Origin of the sequence: Methanocaldococcus sp. FS406-22 (assembly GCF_000025525.1) — an archaeon.
GTDB lineage: Archaea > AGJL01 > Methanococci > Methanococcales > Methanocaldococcaceae > Methanocaldococcus.
On the sequence record NC_013887.1, the window covers coordinates 833814 to 847835 of the forward strand.

Here is a 14022-nt window from a genome sequence, read left to right on the forward strand (position 1 = left end):
ATAGTTTTTATTTCCATTATTTCTTTATTTTAAGTTTTCTTTAACTACTTTAGCAATAGCTCTACTTAAAGCTACAGGAACACTCTCCGCCGAAACTTTTAGTAAAAGTTTCCTCGAACAACCTTTTAGGAAAAGGTTGATCAAAACTTTTTGGGGTATCCCAATAGGGGCGAAGCCCCTATGGTGCGTTCATCAAAACGGATGCATTGCCTCGCTACGCTCGGCAATGCCTCATCTTAGATTTTCCTTAACTACCTTAGCTATAGCCCTACTTAAAGCCACGGGGACACTTTCCCCAATCTGATTATAACAGCTTCTTATACCTCCAGCGAATAGATGATAATCAGGATAACTCATCAACCTTGCCTGTTCTCTTGGTGTTAGCAACCTATCTTCATAAGGGTGGATAAAGAATCTCTTACCCATAACGGTCTCAGCCAATTTTAGTGGATGCAATCTTATATAGTTCCCCAACCTTCTATTAGCTCCTTTGAAATAGATAAATGCATCTCCCCATCCTAATCTATGAACTCTTCTTCTAAACCTTGCAGGTAGAGCGGCAAATTCATGATTTGGGACATCTCTACCTTTATACATTAAATCTCCTATTGCCTCAATAACAGTTTTTGGCTGAGTTTTTTCTGGGTTTATTTCTATGTTTGAAACAAAAACTCTTCTCCTGACAGATGGATTTCCATAATCCTCTGCTCTCAATGTGTTAAAATAAACGTCCTCATAACCAATTTCTCTAAACTCTTTTATTATCTCCCCCCTAACCTCTTTAATGCCAGGAACATTTTCCATAACAAATATCTTTGGCTGCAAATCCCCAACAATCCTTATATATTCTAAAACTAATCTTCCAGTTTCATCTTTATACAATCTATCATATGGGTTTTTCTCTCTTTTTGGATTAGCTCCTGTATATCCTTCACAAGGAGGGCCTCCAATAATAACATCTACCTTTTTATTTTTGCAGAACTTTTCTATTTCGAGTGCATGAATTTCTCTAATGTCATCATTAATAACAACAGGACTTAGTTTTTCAGTTTTTTCATTTAGTGTTCCCAAGTTTTTTAACCACTTTATATCTTCCTCTTCAAAAGGAAATTTAAATGAGTAGATTCCAACATAACCCTTTAATTCTCTCAATTTGAATTCTCCTGGTCTTATTTTTTCATATATTTTTCCATTAAAGTTTAATGCATAAGAAAAAGCAGCATCCTCATTTAGCTCTATAGCTACTAACGGCTCAAAACCCTCTTCCACGAACCCTCTTGAAAATCCCCCACATCCACAAAATAAATCAATAAATTTCAACATTATCACCAAAATAAAAGGTTATTTTAAAAAATAAGGTAAATTTAAAAATTTAAATTAAATATCAAAAAAGCCAAATAACTTATTGTGATTCTTGAGCTTTCTTTAACTCTGCCTTCATATCTTGATAAACTTTAGTCCATTTTAATTTTCTTGGGTTTCTTCCCATTCTGTAGCTTTTCTCACATTTTGATGAGCAGAAATATAATACAGTTCCATCTTTTTCTACTACCATTTTTCCTTTTCCAGGTTCAATTTCATAACCACAAAAGCTGCATGTTCTCCATTCTGGCATAGCTATCCCCCTTTAATAGTGTTTCAGTGATTTTAAAATAAATTAGGGTTAAATTATTTTTATATTTATCTTCTTCTGTCTAATGGTCTTGCTTCTCTCTCTGTCTCTCTTAACATAATGATATCTCCTACTTTAACTGGGCCTTTAACGTTTCTAACTAAAACTCTTCCAGTGTCTTTTCCACCTAAGATTTTACATCTAACTTGTATAATTCCTCCAGTAACTCCTGTTCTACCAATAACTTCAATAACTTCAGCAGCTACTGCTTCCTTATAAACAAATTCGTCTTCCATCCTCATCACCTAATAATAATGAAGGGTTTAAAAATTTATAAAAAAGTTAGTAATGGTGTTTCATAATCCCCTATATAATAACATTATAGTCAATAGCTTCTAATAATTTACTGCTTCAAAGCATTTACTTTTTCAATTAATGCCTTTAACTCTTCAGCATTTCCTTCGTTGATGATAGCAACTGATGATGCAGCAACTTCTAATCCAGCAGCTTTACCTAAGTCCTGTTTTGAAGCTACGTAAGCATAAGGAATTCCTTTCTCTTCACATAAGTATGGGAGATGAGCAACAACTTCTTCTGGTTTAACATCTTCAGCAATGATAACTAATTTTGCGATACCTCTTTCAACTGCCTTTGTAACTTCGTTAGCTCCTTTTTTGATTTTTTGTGCTTTTGCAACTGCATCTAATAACTCTTTTTGAATTTCTTCTGGAACTTTAAATTTTACATAAACTGCCATATCTTTCAACCTCCTTCATCTTTTAAAAATGGGCAATCCGGAGGGAATTGCCCACTCGTATCATCGTGGATTGTAGCCAATCACCAAACTTTATTACTTAATAAAGGCATTTATAAGCCCAAAAGGGCTTATATACTTTACCATGCAAAATACTATTTTATTTGGTGATTGGCTACAAGAATAGGTATAACAACTTATTGACTTTTAGTATATAAAACTTTTGGACAGCTTTATAAAATCCTCTCAATAGGCACTATCAATATATCTCTTGCCCCCAAAGCATGAAGCTTAGGAACTAAGGTAAATATCTCATCCTCATTAACAACTGCATGAATAGCTACCATATTATCGTCAGATAAAACCTTAGAAACTGTTGGACCAGCCATTCCTGGAATTAACTTTCTAATTTCCTCAACCTTATCTTTTGGGGCATTCATCATAATTAATCTTTTTGTTTCAGCAAATAAAACACTTTTTATTGCAATAACTATTTGATTTATTTTCTCTCTCTTCTCTTTATCTTTTAAGCTATTTTTATTGGCTATTAATCTTGTAGTTGATGAAATAATTTCATCTACAACTTTTAACCTATTTAACCTTAAAGTTGTTCCTGTAGATGTCAAATCGCTAATTAAATCAGCTATTCCTATAAATGGAGCTATCTCTGTAGCTCCACTGAGTTCAATAATTTCAACTTTCTTATTTAATTTTTCAAAGTATTTTTTTGTTAGATTTGGGAATTCTGTTGCTACCCTCATCCCCTCTTTGATATCATCAACACTATTTATATTTGAATTTTCTGGAGCGGCTAAAACCAACTTTGCAAATCCAAATCCAAAATCTAATAGAAAATCAACTTTATCTTCAACATTCCTCTCTAAAACTAAGTCATAGCCAGTTACTCCTATATCTGCTACTCCATCAGCTACAAATTCTGGAATGTCTCTTGCCCTTGCAAACATTACTTTGATGTTGTCATCTACAGTATTGGCAAATAAGCTTCTTCCCTTAACTGTAATCTTTAACCCTGCTTTCTCTAAGACTTTCATTACTGGCTCTGAAATCCTCCCTTTATTTGGTAGAGCGAACATTATCATTCTCTCACTTAATTATGTATTTATATTTTTTATTTTACATCTCTTTCTCTGAATTTCCTTTTTTATTTTTTCTCCACTAACTCTTAATAAGTTTGAGACACTTCTTGGGATTTTTCCATTGTCAGATAAAATTTTTGCTATAATGCTTGAAAGTAAAAAGATTGCATATATATGCTCTGCTTTTGTTCTATGAATATGATGGGGGTAGATATTTAGTTCATCATACTCTTTAAATTCGTTATTATCGCAATGATATTTTTTTTCAATATATTTTCTTAAATAGATAAGGAGTTGGTGTAATTGAATCAGCTCATCCTTATGCATTTAAATCACCAAAAGTAACAACTGTCAAATTAACTGGCTTTTTTATGATTTTTGCATCCTTACAGAAAATTAAGTTTGTTTTTTCATATAAGATATCGATAAGTTTTTGAGTAACTGTCCCATTAATTATAATGGTATCAACAGTTTTATAGCTATCTGTATTATTAATTAACTCCTCAATACTAACAACTTCCTCTTCATCGCCATTGATAATCAACGCCTTAGAATCTTCTAATCTAATAAGTTTTTCATAAAACTTTCGGTATTTATTATATTTTGGAGGAAGCTTTTCTTCACCATTAGAAGAGTTACAGCAGAAAGTTGAAACCTCTGCTTCATTAGGATTTATACCTACTTCAGGTTTTATTTCAGGTATTGCTTGAATGTCCATATTTTTAATTTCATCTTTACATACTTTTTCTTCAATTTTTTGTTTATCTTTTAATATTTGAGCTAATATATGCTCAGCAGGAACTTTACTTCTTAAACATTTCATAATCTCTTTTTTAGATAGCTCTTCAACTTCTTTTCCTGGCGGAGCTCTTGCTACAAAATCAACATCACAAACTTGTAGTAGTTCTTTTAAAATCAGCTCTCCTCCCCTATCTCCATCCGTAAAAACAGTTACTATCTTTTTCTTACTAAGCTCTATGATAGTTTTAGGGACAGAGGTTCCTTCAACAGCTATCACATTCTTTATTCCACATCTTAATAAATTAAGGACATCAGCTCTTCCCTCAACAACTATAATGTCATCTGAGCTATCAACTGCAGGGCCTGCTGGCAGTCTTTCAGAACCATATTCAATAATTTCTCCCATCCTTACACTTTCTTTAACCTCTTCAACAATTGTATTCACATCTATATTACTCATCAACTGCTTTAAAATCTCTTTAGCTCTTTCAACTATATATTCTCTCTTCTTCTTTCTAATATCTTCAATGTCTATTACTTTAACTGTTGCAACACATGGCCCTACTCTGTCTATTGTCTCTAAGGTAGCAGCCAATATTGATGTCTCAATCCTGTCCAAACTTGATGGAACTATTATTTTAGCTATTGACTTTCCATTGATATTGGTTAGTTCAACATCTATCCTCCCAACTCTTCCTGTCTTTTGTAGCTCTCTCAAATCTAACTCATCCCCTAACAGCCCTTCCGTCTGCCCAAATATTGCTCCAATAACATCATGTTTTTCAACATAACCGTCAGCGATGAGTTCTGCATAAATGATATATTTGGTAGTCCCTAAATCCATGATAATCACCAGTAATAATTGCTACCTGTCTCATGAGTGAGAGTAATCTCACTAATATTTTAATAGAATAAATCAAAGTATAAAAAATTATTTTGATACCCCTCTTTTAAGTTTTTAAGTTAATCAAATATTCAAAACTACAAAACCAAAAAGTATTTATAGGAGTTCCGCGTATGTTATTGTTGCTTACGTGGAGCGGCCTTGGTGTAGCCTGGTAACACACGGGCCTGCCACGCCCGGACCCCGGGTTCAAATCCCGGAGGCCGCACCACTGGCTTTAACAGCCTGGTTTGGATATGCGCCGGTGGTGTAGCCTGGTATCACTCTGGCCTTCCAAGCCAGCGACCCGGGTTCAAATCCCGGCCGGCGCACCATTTTTTATTTTATCTCTATATATTCATAAAATTAAATTAATAAATTTAAATCGTTTCTGTGATATTATGAAGGTTTATTTGACCTTACACCTAAATATTCCAAAAGAGGTTTGTAGAAGCTTGGAGGTTGATAACTACAGTAAAGAGGATATTGAAATTACAGTAAAATGTGAGAAAAAGCCAACATTATATGTTAAAACTCACTCAATTGGTTCTTTAAAATCAATATTGGATGATTTTTTTAGATGTCAAAATGCAGCTATGGAAGTTTATAACTTAATAAAAACCTATACAATAAGGAATGTAACCAAAGATGATTTAGATGACTTCCTTGAGCTCTATTTTAAGGCATATAGAGGTTTTGATAAATACTATTACAAAAAGAAAAAATGGGCGAGATGGTATTTTAAATGGTTGATGAAGAGAGATGAAGATGGATTTTTTGTATGTGAAGTTAATGGAAAGCCAGTTGGTTTTATAGCCTGTGATTGTAATTGGATTAGCAATATAGAGAAGAGAGAGGTTGCTGAAATCCATGAGATATTTGTTGACCCAGATTTTAGGGGGAGAGGGATTGGAACAGCTTTAATAAACAAAGCCATTGAATATGCTAAGAAAAATGGGAGAAATATTGTTGAGTTGTGGGTCGGGGTTGAGAATAAGGGAGCTATTGAATTCTATAAAAAATTGGGATTTGAGGAAAAAGAAGTTGTCAAAGAGTGGTTGAGGATGGTAAAGAGGATTTAAATAGAATATTTCTTCTAATTTAACTATTTTTTAGCTCTCTATTTTATAAGAGGATTAACTTTAAATATAAAAAATTTATTTTATCATTAGGTAATGAGAATTATTAGGATATGGTGATATAGATGAGAAACATAATTGTAAAAAAGTTAGATGTTGAGCCAATTGAAGAAAGACCTGTAGAGATTGTCGAGAGAAAGGGTTTGGGGCATCCAGATTCAATTTGTGATGGTATAGCTGAGAGTGTTAGTAGGGCTTTGTGTAGGATGTATATGGAGAAGTTTGGAACTATTTTGCACCACAACACAGACCAGGTTGAATTGGTTGGAGGGCACGCATATCCTAAATTTGGTGGAGGAGTGATGGTAAGCCCTATTTATATTTTGTTATCTGGAAGAGCTACCATGGAAATTTTAGATAAGGAGAAAAATGAAGTTATAAAACTCCCAGTTGGAACAACTGCAGTTAAGGCAGCTAAAGAATATTTAAAAAAGGTTTTAAGAAACGTTGATGTTGATAAGGATGTAATCATTGATTGCAGAATTGGGCAAGGAAGTATGGACTTAGTTGATGTCTTTGAAAGGCAGAAGAATGAAGTTCCATTAGCTAACGACACTTCCTTTGGAGTTGGATATGCTCCATTATCAACAACAGAGAGATTGGTTTTAGAAACTGAGAGATTTTTAAATAGTGATGAGTTAAAGAAAGAAATTCCTGCTGTAGGAGAGGATATAAAGGTTATGGGATTGAGAGAAGGGAAGAAGATAACTTTAACCATTGCTATGGCTGTTATTGATAAGTATGTTAAAAATATTGAAGAGTATAAAGAGGTTATTGAAAAAGTGAGGAAGAAGGTTGAAGAATTAGCTAAGAAGATAGCTGACGGTTATGAAGTTGAGATTCATATAAACACTGCAGACGATTATGAGAGGGAGAGTGTCTATTTAACAGTTACTGGAACTTCTGCAGAGATGGGAGATGACGGTTCAGTTGGGAGAGGAAATAGGGTTAATGGGTTAATAACTCCATTCAGACCTATGAGTATGGAGGCGGCAAGTGGTAAAAACCCAGTTAATCACGTTGGAAAGATTTATAACATCTTAGCTAACTTAATAGCAAACGATATTGCTAAGTTGGAAGGAGTTAAAGAGTGCTATGTAAGAATATTAAGCCAAATAGGTAAGCCAATAAATGAGCCAAAGGCTTTGGATATAGAGATTATAACTGAAAATGGTTATGATATAAAGGATATTGAGCCTAAAGCAAAAGAGATAGCTAATAAATGGTTAGATAACATTATGGAAGTTCAAAAGATGATTGTTGAGGGTAAGGTAAATACATTCTAAACTAAAAAAATAAAAAATTATTTTTTATTTATCCAATGTATCTTAAATCCTCTTCACTTGGTGGTTTTGCTTGGGCAGCTTTTAACATCTCTTCTTCAAACTTCTTAATCTTTTCAATGAACTGCTCCATGCCCTTAGCTCTCTTCTCTAACTCTTCCATATTAATTTCTATATTTTCAAGCTTGCAGAATTTTTCCAAAACTGCCTTGGCAGCATTTGGATCTATTAGATAGCCCGGAGTTTCTCCCATTAAACATATCCCAGGAATGCCGTTTAAGTCAGCAAACATTAGCATTAAGCCAGCAGCTCCAACAATCCCCCCACCATCAGTTCTGAATAAAATATCATGCTCTTTTAGCTTTTCAGCAAGCTCTTTTGATGTTGTAGCTCCATAGACCTTAACTTCTTCACACAACTTTCCAACTCCAAAACCACCCAAAGTATAGACAAAGTTAGCTCCATATTCTATACCTATTTTAACAATCTCTTCAGCTAAATGGTATTGCCCAATTGGAGATAGAGCTTGGGTGTTACCTAAAACAACAATCATTGGTTTTGGTTCTCTTATTGCATAAAATTCAGCACACATATACTCTATAGTTCCATCATCCTTAACTAAAACTTGTGGTGGAAAGTCATAGCAAAACAGCTCTAAAAACTTCTCTCCTTTAAATTCATGAACTAAATGTTCAGCCGCTAACCTTCCAACGTGTCCAATGCCCGGTAATCCTTCAATTAATAATGCATCTTTTAGAGGTTCGATGTCTTTTATCTTTCTTGTGATAATTTTAACCATAAGCATCACCTTAATAATTTATTATCATTAGAGCTTTTTATATGTTTTTGCAAACTCCCTTATAAATTTTATTTCATCAATTCCAATATTTAGTTTTTCTCTGATTGTTTTTGCTATCCTCCCCTCTCCAAATAGTAAAGCTACTGCCCCAGTGAAGTTTTTTGTAGTTTTCTTTTCTTTAGCTTTGTCAAAATCAATGATGTAGGTTTTTTTATCGGTTATTAAGAAATGCCTTCCTCCTTGTATCTCTTTATGTTCAATTCCTAAGATGTCAAGTTTTAGAGTTATTTTTAAGATGTCTTCAACTACTTTTAACAATCTCTCTTTGTCTAATTTATCTACAGCAGATTTTAGCTCCTCTCCATCTATAAACTCCATAATTAAATAATCTTCTTCAAACTCATAAACCTTTGGAGCTATGTCATACTTTTCTAAGAGTTTTAAGATTTTTGCTTCGTTTTCTATGGTGTTTTTTGGACTGTCTGTTCTTGGAATTTTTATGGCAACCTCTTTATTGTTGTAGATGCCCTTTAACACGACTCCCCTATGTCCTTTACCTAAAACATCTACAATCTCTACTCCTTTATTTTCTAACTTATTTATAGCTTCTTTATTTAAAATATTCTCTGGGATTTTTTTGAGGATTTCTTTTTTAATTGGTAATCACCTCTTAAAGTATTTGATTATCCCATAAATGGCATAGATTAAGCATAGCAACAAAGCAAAGTGTGGAATCCCAGCTATAGCCAATCCTAAAGAGACAGCAAATAGGTAGATGAATATCTTCTTAGGATACTTTGGATACTTTATATCACTAATCATCAAAAGCCCTATCAATATAGCCAGTATTGAGTTAATTAAATAGCTATCAATTAATTGGCAGAATCCAGATAACAACAAAGCTCCAGCTGGAATTGGCAATCCAATAAAGCCCTTAACATTTAAGATACCAAACCTTGCCAACCTTAAAGCTCCACAGAGGCAGAATATTATTGCTGACAATAAAGCTAAGTTAGATTCAAAGTTGTGATATAGCAGATAAGCTGGAGCTACTCCAAAGCTAACAACGTCTGATATGCTATCAAGCTCAGCCCCAAAGTCAGAAACTGTATTTGTTTTTCTCGCTACATAACCATCTAAGGAATCAAAGATTATTGAAAGGTAGATTAATGAGAAGCTATTTAATAGGATGGCTAAAAGCCCAGTGACGATATTTAGCATTGTTACATAGTCCGATATTGTTATTATCTTCCTTATGCTGAACATTCTCTCACTTTACTTTCTTTCTAATCTTCTTTTGATTGCTATAAAAATATTACCCAATAGGATTAATGAGATGATTCTTATAAGCCATTCATAGCTTGCTAATGTTTGTAATTCTGGATTATTATTAATTGTATTTTTATCTATTCCTAATTGGAAAAATGCTCTTAGTGTTTGTTCAAGTAATATTTTATCACTAAAAGGATTCCAACTATGTGTTATAATACAAGGAATTATTAATATCACGAGGATTGTGATTATTATCGGTTTTACTAAGGATTCTCCATAGTTTGAAATTATTTTGTATATATCGAATGCAATCCCTTCTAAAAACTCCCTTAAATATCTAATTTTCAATATTTTCAGTAAATATTCTATAATTCCCAAGTATCTAATTATATACAAAATCACCCACACTAAAATTATTAGTAGTGCTGGTATTATCACAAAATATAAACCAAATAATACTCCAAATATAATTACTAATAAAATACTAAAAATTGGAATCTTATATTTATCATAATTTGGTATGATTATTTTTCTTAACAAATCCATTTCATAAATAAACAATTCTGACGCTTCAACATAAGTTCTATTATTTTCAAAGGATTTTCTTATATCTCTATATTCCTTCAAAACTGTTTCTGGTCTTAAATATGGTGATATGCCATATACATATGCCTCTGTAAATAAGATGTATAAATCATCATTTTCAAAGTTTATTTTCTGTTTTATTTTGTTAATTAGATTTTTCCAAGCTTCATTTAGTTGCTTTTTATAATCTCCTAACCTCTTATTTAACTTGTTTTTTTCGTCTTCTGGAAGAATGTCCCAATATGGTTCTATTTTCTGTTTTATTTTTACTATTTTTTCTTCTATATCAAGTATTTTTTTAGCATCATCTACAAATTCCAATAACAGCTCATCGAAAATTCTTTCTGCTTCTGCAATTATTGCTATATTCTTTACATCGGTTAATAAAAATGAAGTTCTTGACAATGGAAAATTAACAAATGTTATATTATTTGGACTTTTAAAATTAACAAAATTAAAAAGTGCTACTCCTCTGTTTTTGTCTTTATTATTTTTCTTTTTAAATTTTTTGAGGTATTCAATTTTTAATAAGTCAAATAACGTTATCTGGTTCGGGTTATTATTTTCATTTTCCATAAAATACGCAACTCCTTCGAAGATAGCACCAGTGAATTTTATTAAATCAAAAAACACTCTTGAAAATAATAACAACTTTTCAAATACACATCCAGTAAAATCAGCATATTTAAATCTAACATCTACAAAATTCACTTCATTAAATACTGCAGTAGCAAAATCTGCTTTTTCAGTGAATTCTACATTCGAAAAAACTGCTCTTCCTTTAAAGAATGATTCTGAAAAATTAACTTCTCTATTAAATTTTAAGCCAGTGAAACTAACGTCCCTTACAAATGTTGATTTCCAAAAACTAACTACTCCTAAAAATTCTGAATACTCAAAATTAATCTCCCCATTATCGAATACTATCATAGAAAAATTAGTTTCTCCAAGAAATCTTGAACCAATAAAATTAACACTAACTCCTTCTTTAAATTCTGATTTATAGAAACTAATTTCTGTATCAAATTTTGAGTATCTAAAATTTATGTCTCCTTTAAATGTTGATTCACTGAAATCTACCATCCACCTAAATACTGAGTAGTCAAAATTAACTTTTTTCTCAAATGTTGAACCATTAAAATAGACACTCCCGTTAAACTTTGATTTTTCAAAATTTATGTCTCCTTCAAAAGTTGAATTTCCAAAATCAATATCTTTTTTAAATATTAATGTATCAAAGTATATATTTCTTTTAAGTGTTGATTTCCAAAAATCAACTTTCCCATTAAATAATGTTGAATTTCTAAAATATATATCATTTTCAAATGTCGAACTTTTAAAAACGATATCTCCTTCAAATGTCGATTTTTCAAAATAAACTATCTTTTTAAACTCTGATTTCCAAAAAATAACATTTTCCATAAATGTTGAATCTATAATATTCACTTCTCCTTGAACCACTGAATAACTAAAATCAACGTTTCCTTTAAATGAAGAGTTTATAAAATTTATATTCCCTAGTATTACCCTAATGAGTATTTTCCTAATTGATTCTACAATTTCTATTTTATTCCTGAACATTTGAAAGTTGCCTTTGAATTCAACATCATGGAAACTAAGGTTTATATCTACATTTATAGTTGTTATGTTATCATCTTTATGTTCAATAATTAGCTTTCTTAATTCTTTATTATCTCTAATTCTATTATAAATCTTTAAAATATCAACATTTCCATCAACAATACAATTTTCTAACTTAAAAACCTTCTTTTCACTCTTCAAAGCATCAATAAACATTTCATAAAAATCTCCAATAACCTTTACAGTTTCTTTATCAATAACTCTAACCTCCCCCACACTCCCCACCTATTCTTAAGGAATATTTATATCTTCCATAAAACATATTCCTACCTAACTTTACCTCTTAACTAATATTTATCACCATATATTAATTTCTCATAAGTGGTGAGAGAATGAGATACATGAAAATCATCATCCCAAAGAAATTCCTAAATACAGTTGAAGAAATCCTAAAAAACAATAACGCCTACTCAATATCAATAATTGAACCATTAAAAACATCAATTGAAGATGGAATTATTATAACATGCAATGCAGAAGCAAAGGATGCAGAAAAAATTGTCTTAGAATTAAAAAAACTTGGTTTAGGAGAAAAAGGACATGGAAGTGTAACAATAATGCCAGCAAATATAACATTCTCATGTAGAGATGAAGGAATGGCATCAACAAGCTTATCTCCTTTAGAACTCTACTATAAAGCAAAAACTATGGTTAAAATTACAAAAAATGTTATAATCAAAGTTATCTTAGCAAGTATCATGGGAGTTATTGGATTGATAGAGCATAACATCCCAACATTAATTGGGGCAATGATTATAGCCCCCTTAGTTGATACAGTTATGGGAAGTGCTATAGGAACTGTCTTAGGAAATAGAGAGCTATTCATCCAAGGAATGAAAAAAGAACTCCTCTGCTCTGGAATTGTTATTGTTTGTGCATTCATTCCAAGCTTATTCTTTGTTTCAAAAGAGTTGGTTTTGCAGTATCTATCAGAGACATCAATAATATTGAGTGCTATTGTAGCTATTATAGCTGGTATCTCTGGGGGCATGAGTATTGCAAGTGGAAAGGAGTATGAAATCATTGGAGTTACAATAGATGTCTCAATATTAATCCCAGCCCTATTAATGGGCATGGCTTTGGCTACTATGGACTTAAATCTAATCTATATAACCTTCATTCTGCTAATTATAAACATAATCCTATTGGATGTTGGTGGATACATTGGCTTAAAATACAAAGTTGGAAAGGTAGATAAAACCACATTTAAAAAATCTTCTGCATAATCAACTTAAATAAAATTTTAAATCCAGTTATGACATTTGTTCCCCTACTCATTGAATACTCAGTATAGATAGTTTTTATTGGCACCTCTTTAAGTTTTAATCCATGCTTTTTAGCTAAGATTATAAATTCAGAAGAAACCTCATACCTATCACTCTTCAAATCTCCAATTATTTTCTTAGCCGCTTCATAAGAGAAAGCTCTCAACCCACTCTGGCTGTCTGTTACGAAATACCCTCCCATTATATAAGTTATAAAATTCAACCCAAAATTCCCTACTCTTTTAACTAAAGGCATGTTCTTTAGCTCATTCTTATCCATCATCCTACTACCAATAGCCATATCATAGCCTTCGAATAACACTGGTTTAACTACCTTTTCAACATCCTTTGGATGATGCTGCCCATCTGCATCAAACGTAACAATAACCTTTGGTTTATACAGCAGAGCACACTTAATCCCAGTTCCTAAAGCTCCCCCTAATCCCCTATTCAATATATGCCTACAGACTATAACGCCCTCATCCTTAGCTATCTCTGATGTTTTATCCATTGAACCATCATCAACTACAACTATATTCCTATATCCCTCATTTTTTAAACCTCTTAATGTCTCTCTAATCATCTTCTCCTCATTAAATGCGGGCATTACAATAAATATATCATCCTTATTAATTTGGTTGCTTTGCTTTCTCATTATTTCCACCTATAACCTTACAGAAGGCAAATGCCCCAACAACACCACATATGAACATAGCTAAAGCTATTGTATTGGCAAACGCTATATTGTATTTTTGAGAAATAACAACTATCAACGTCCCAGCAACAACGGTAATTATAGATTCTCCAACTAAAACATTGGCAGTTCCTTTTTTAAAAGATAACCTTAACCCTACCAATGCTGAAAAGCTTAGAGCTATAATTGCAAACATCCAAACAAAAGTATTCATTCTACCACCCAAGTTATAAATACCATTAAGCAGTAAATATTAA

Annotated in this window: 16 protein-coding genes and 2 tRNA genes; 5 read left to right on the forward strand and 13 right to left on the reverse strand. The window is 32.1% G+C overall.

All coding sequences use genetic code 11. The features are described 5' to 3' along the window. Positions 1–231: 231 nt before the first annotated feature. The 7 genes from MFS40622_RS04145 to dnaG form a co-directional block, all read right to left on the reverse strand. Positions 232–1323, reverse strand: a complete 1092-nt coding sequence (locus tag MFS40622_RS04145; protein ID WP_012980425.1) for a DNA cytosine methyltransferase — start codon at positions 1321–1323, stop codon at positions 232–234. A gap of 79 nt (positions 1324–1402) precedes the next feature. Then, positions 1403–1615: a 50S ribosomal protein L24e gene (locus MFS40622_RS04150; RefSeq protein WP_010870713.1), complete on the reverse strand. Its 213-nt coding sequence runs from the start codon at positions 1613–1615 to the stop codon at positions 1403–1405. Positions 1616–1680: 65 nt separating this feature from the next. Beyond that, on the reverse strand, positions 1681–1908 hold the full coding sequence (locus MFS40622_RS04155) for a 30S ribosomal protein S28e (RefSeq protein WP_012980426.1): 228 nt from the start codon (positions 1906–1908) through the stop codon (positions 1681–1683). Between the two features lie 107 nt (positions 1909–2015). Next, a complete protein-coding gene (gene rpl7ae, locus MFS40622_RS04160) occupies positions 2016–2369 on the reverse strand; it encodes a 50S ribosomal protein L7Ae (RefSeq protein ID WP_012980427.1) in 354 nt (117 codons plus the stop codon). A 230-nt stretch (positions 2370–2599) separates the two neighbouring features. Beyond that, a complete protein-coding gene (gene hisG / locus MFS40622_RS04165; protein WP_048197465.1) occupies positions 2600–3466 on the reverse strand; it encodes an ATP phosphoribosyltransferase in 867 nt (288 codons plus the stop codon). Positions 3467–3478: 12 nt separating this feature from the next. Beyond that, complete coding sequence (locus MFS40622_RS04170) at positions 3479–3790, reverse strand: UPF0058 family protein (protein ID WP_012980429.1); 312 nt, start codon at positions 3788–3790, stop codon at positions 3479–3481. Then, positions 3783–5048, reverse strand: a complete 1266-nt coding sequence (gene dnaG, locus MFS40622_RS04175) for a DNA primase DnaG (protein ID WP_012980430.1) — start codon at positions 5046–5048, stop codon at positions 3783–3785. Before dnaG ends, MFS40622_RS04170 begins: the two co-directional genes overlap by 8 nt. A gap of 195 nt (positions 5049–5243) precedes the next feature. Between dnaG and MFS40622_RS04180 the strand changes: the two genes are divergently transcribed. From MFS40622_RS04180 to MFS40622_RS04195, 4 genes are all read left to right on the forward strand, one after another. Then, positions 5244–5319, forward strand: a tRNA-Gly gene (locus MFS40622_RS04180). Positions 5320–5346: 27 nt separating this feature from the next. After that, positions 5347–5422: transfer RNA gene (locus MFS40622_RS04185), tRNA-Gly, on the forward strand. A gap of 66 nt (positions 5423–5488) precedes the next feature. Further along, positions 5489–6169 carry a KEOPS complex subunit Pcc1 gene (locus MFS40622_RS04190; protein WP_012980431.1) on the forward strand — a complete coding sequence of 227 codons (681 nt, stop codon included), beginning with the start codon at positions 5489–5491 and terminating at the stop codon, positions 6167–6169. Between the two features lie 122 nt (positions 6170–6291). Beyond that, the gene (locus MFS40622_RS04195; protein ID WP_012980432.1) at positions 6292–7512 is read left to right on the forward strand and encodes a methionine adenosyltransferase; all 1221 of its coding nucleotides are present in this window, start codon (positions 6292–6294) and stop codon (positions 7510–7512) included. Positions 7513–7540: 28 nt separating this feature from the next. Here MFS40622_RS04195 and MFS40622_RS04200 read toward each other — a convergent pair whose 3' ends face one another. The 4 genes from MFS40622_RS04200 to MFS40622_RS09335 are packed head-to-tail and all read right to left on the reverse strand — an operon-like array spanning position 7541 to position 12022. After that, positions 7541–8308, reverse strand: a complete 768-nt coding sequence (locus tag MFS40622_RS04200) for a proteasome assembly chaperone family protein (protein ID WP_012980433.1) — start codon at positions 8306–8308, stop codon at positions 7541–7543. 27 nt (positions 8309–8335) lie between these two features. Beyond that, positions 8336–8965, reverse strand: coding sequence for an RIO1 family regulatory kinase/ATPase (locus MFS40622_RS04205; RefSeq protein WP_012980434.1), 630 nt, complete (start codon positions 8963–8965; stop codon positions 8336–8338). A gap of 6 nt (positions 8966–8971) precedes the next feature. Next, on the reverse strand, positions 8972–9574 hold the full coding sequence (pssA, locus tag MFS40622_RS04210) for a CDP-diacylglycerol--serine O-phosphatidyltransferase (RefSeq protein ID WP_012980435.1): 603 nt from the start codon (positions 9572–9574) through the stop codon (positions 8972–8974). Between the two features lie 9 nt (positions 9575–9583). Then, on the reverse strand, positions 9584–12022 hold the full coding sequence (locus MFS40622_RS09335) for a pentapeptide repeat-containing protein (protein WP_012980436.1): 2439 nt from the start codon (positions 12020–12022) through the stop codon (positions 9584–9586). 116 nt (positions 12023–12138) lie between these two features. Between MFS40622_RS09335 and MFS40622_RS04220 the strand changes: the two genes are divergently transcribed. Further along, complete coding sequence (locus MFS40622_RS04220; protein ID WP_048197466.1) at positions 12139–13032, forward strand: TIGR00341 family protein; 894 nt, start codon at positions 12139–12141, stop codon at positions 13030–13032. Here MFS40622_RS04220 and MFS40622_RS04225 read toward each other — a convergent pair. Both MFS40622_RS04225 and MFS40622_RS04230 read right to left on the reverse strand, forming a co-directional pair. Further along, the gene (locus MFS40622_RS04225) at positions 13013–13726 is read right to left on the reverse strand and encodes a glycosyltransferase family 2 protein (RefSeq protein WP_012980438.1); all 714 of its coding nucleotides are present in this window, start codon (positions 13724–13726) and stop codon (positions 13013–13015) included. The genes MFS40622_RS04220 and MFS40622_RS04225 overlap by 20 nt on opposite strands. Further along, on the reverse strand, positions 13701–13979 hold the full coding sequence (locus tag MFS40622_RS04230; RefSeq protein ID WP_012980439.1) for a hypothetical protein: 279 nt from the start codon (positions 13977–13979) through the stop codon (positions 13701–13703). The genes MFS40622_RS04225 and MFS40622_RS04230 overlap by 26 nt, the downstream gene beginning before the upstream one ends. Between the last annotated feature and the right edge of the window lie 43 nt (positions 13980–14022).

Bases quoted from the DNA above. Each gene is read 5' to 3' on its own strand.
- MFS40622_RS04190 (WP_012980431.1), top strand. From the start codon at position 5,489: ATGAAGGTTTATTTGACCTTACACCTAAATATTCCAAAAGAGGTTTGT.
- MFS40622_RS04225 (WP_012980438.1), bottom strand. From the start codon at position 13,726: ATGAGAAAGCAAAGCAACCAAATTAATAAGGATGATATATTTATTGTA.
- MFS40622_RS04220 (WP_048197466.1), top strand. From the start codon at position 12,139: ATGAGATACATGAAAATCATCATCCCAAAGAAATTCCTAAATACAGTT.
- MFS40622_RS04200 (WP_012980433.1), bottom strand. From the start codon at position 8,308: ATGGTTAAAATTATCACAAGAAAGATAAAAGACATCGAACCTCTAAAA.
- MFS40622_RS04145 (WP_012980425.1), bottom strand. From the start codon at position 1,323: ATGTTGAAATTTATTGATTTATTTTGTGGATGTGGGGGATTTTCAAGA.
- pssA (WP_012980435.1), bottom strand. From the start codon at position 9,574: ATGTTCAGCATAAGGAAGATAATAACAATATCGGACTATGTAACAATG.
- MFS40622_RS04195 (WP_012980432.1), top strand. From the start codon at position 6,292: ATGAGAAACATAATTGTAAAAAAGTTAGATGTTGAGCCAATTGAAGAA.
- MFS40622_RS04230 (WP_012980439.1), bottom strand. From the start codon at position 13,979: ATGAATACTTTTGTTTGGATGTTTGCAATTATAGCTCTAAGCTTTTCA.
- rpl7ae (WP_012980427.1), bottom strand. From the start codon at position 2,369: ATGGCAGTTTATGTAAAATTTAAAGTTCCAGAAGAAATTCAAAAAGAG.
- hisG (WP_048197465.1), bottom strand. From the start codon at position 3,466: ATGATAATGTTCGCTCTACCAAATAAAGGGAGGATTTCAGAGCCAGTA.
- dnaG (WP_012980430.1), bottom strand. From the start codon at position 5,048: ATGGATTTAGGGACTACCAAATATATCATTTATGCAGAACTCATCGCT.
- MFS40622_RS04170 (WP_012980429.1), bottom strand. From the start codon at position 3,790: ATGCATAAGGATGAGCTGATTCAATTACACCAACTCCTTATCTATTTA.
- MFS40622_RS04150 (WP_010870713.1), bottom strand. From the start codon at position 1,615: ATGCCAGAATGGAGAACATGCAGCTTTTGTGGTTATGAAATTGAACCT.
- MFS40622_RS04155 (WP_012980426.1), bottom strand. From the start codon at position 1,908: ATGGAAGACGAATTTGTTTATAAGGAAGCAGTAGCTGCTGAAGTTATT.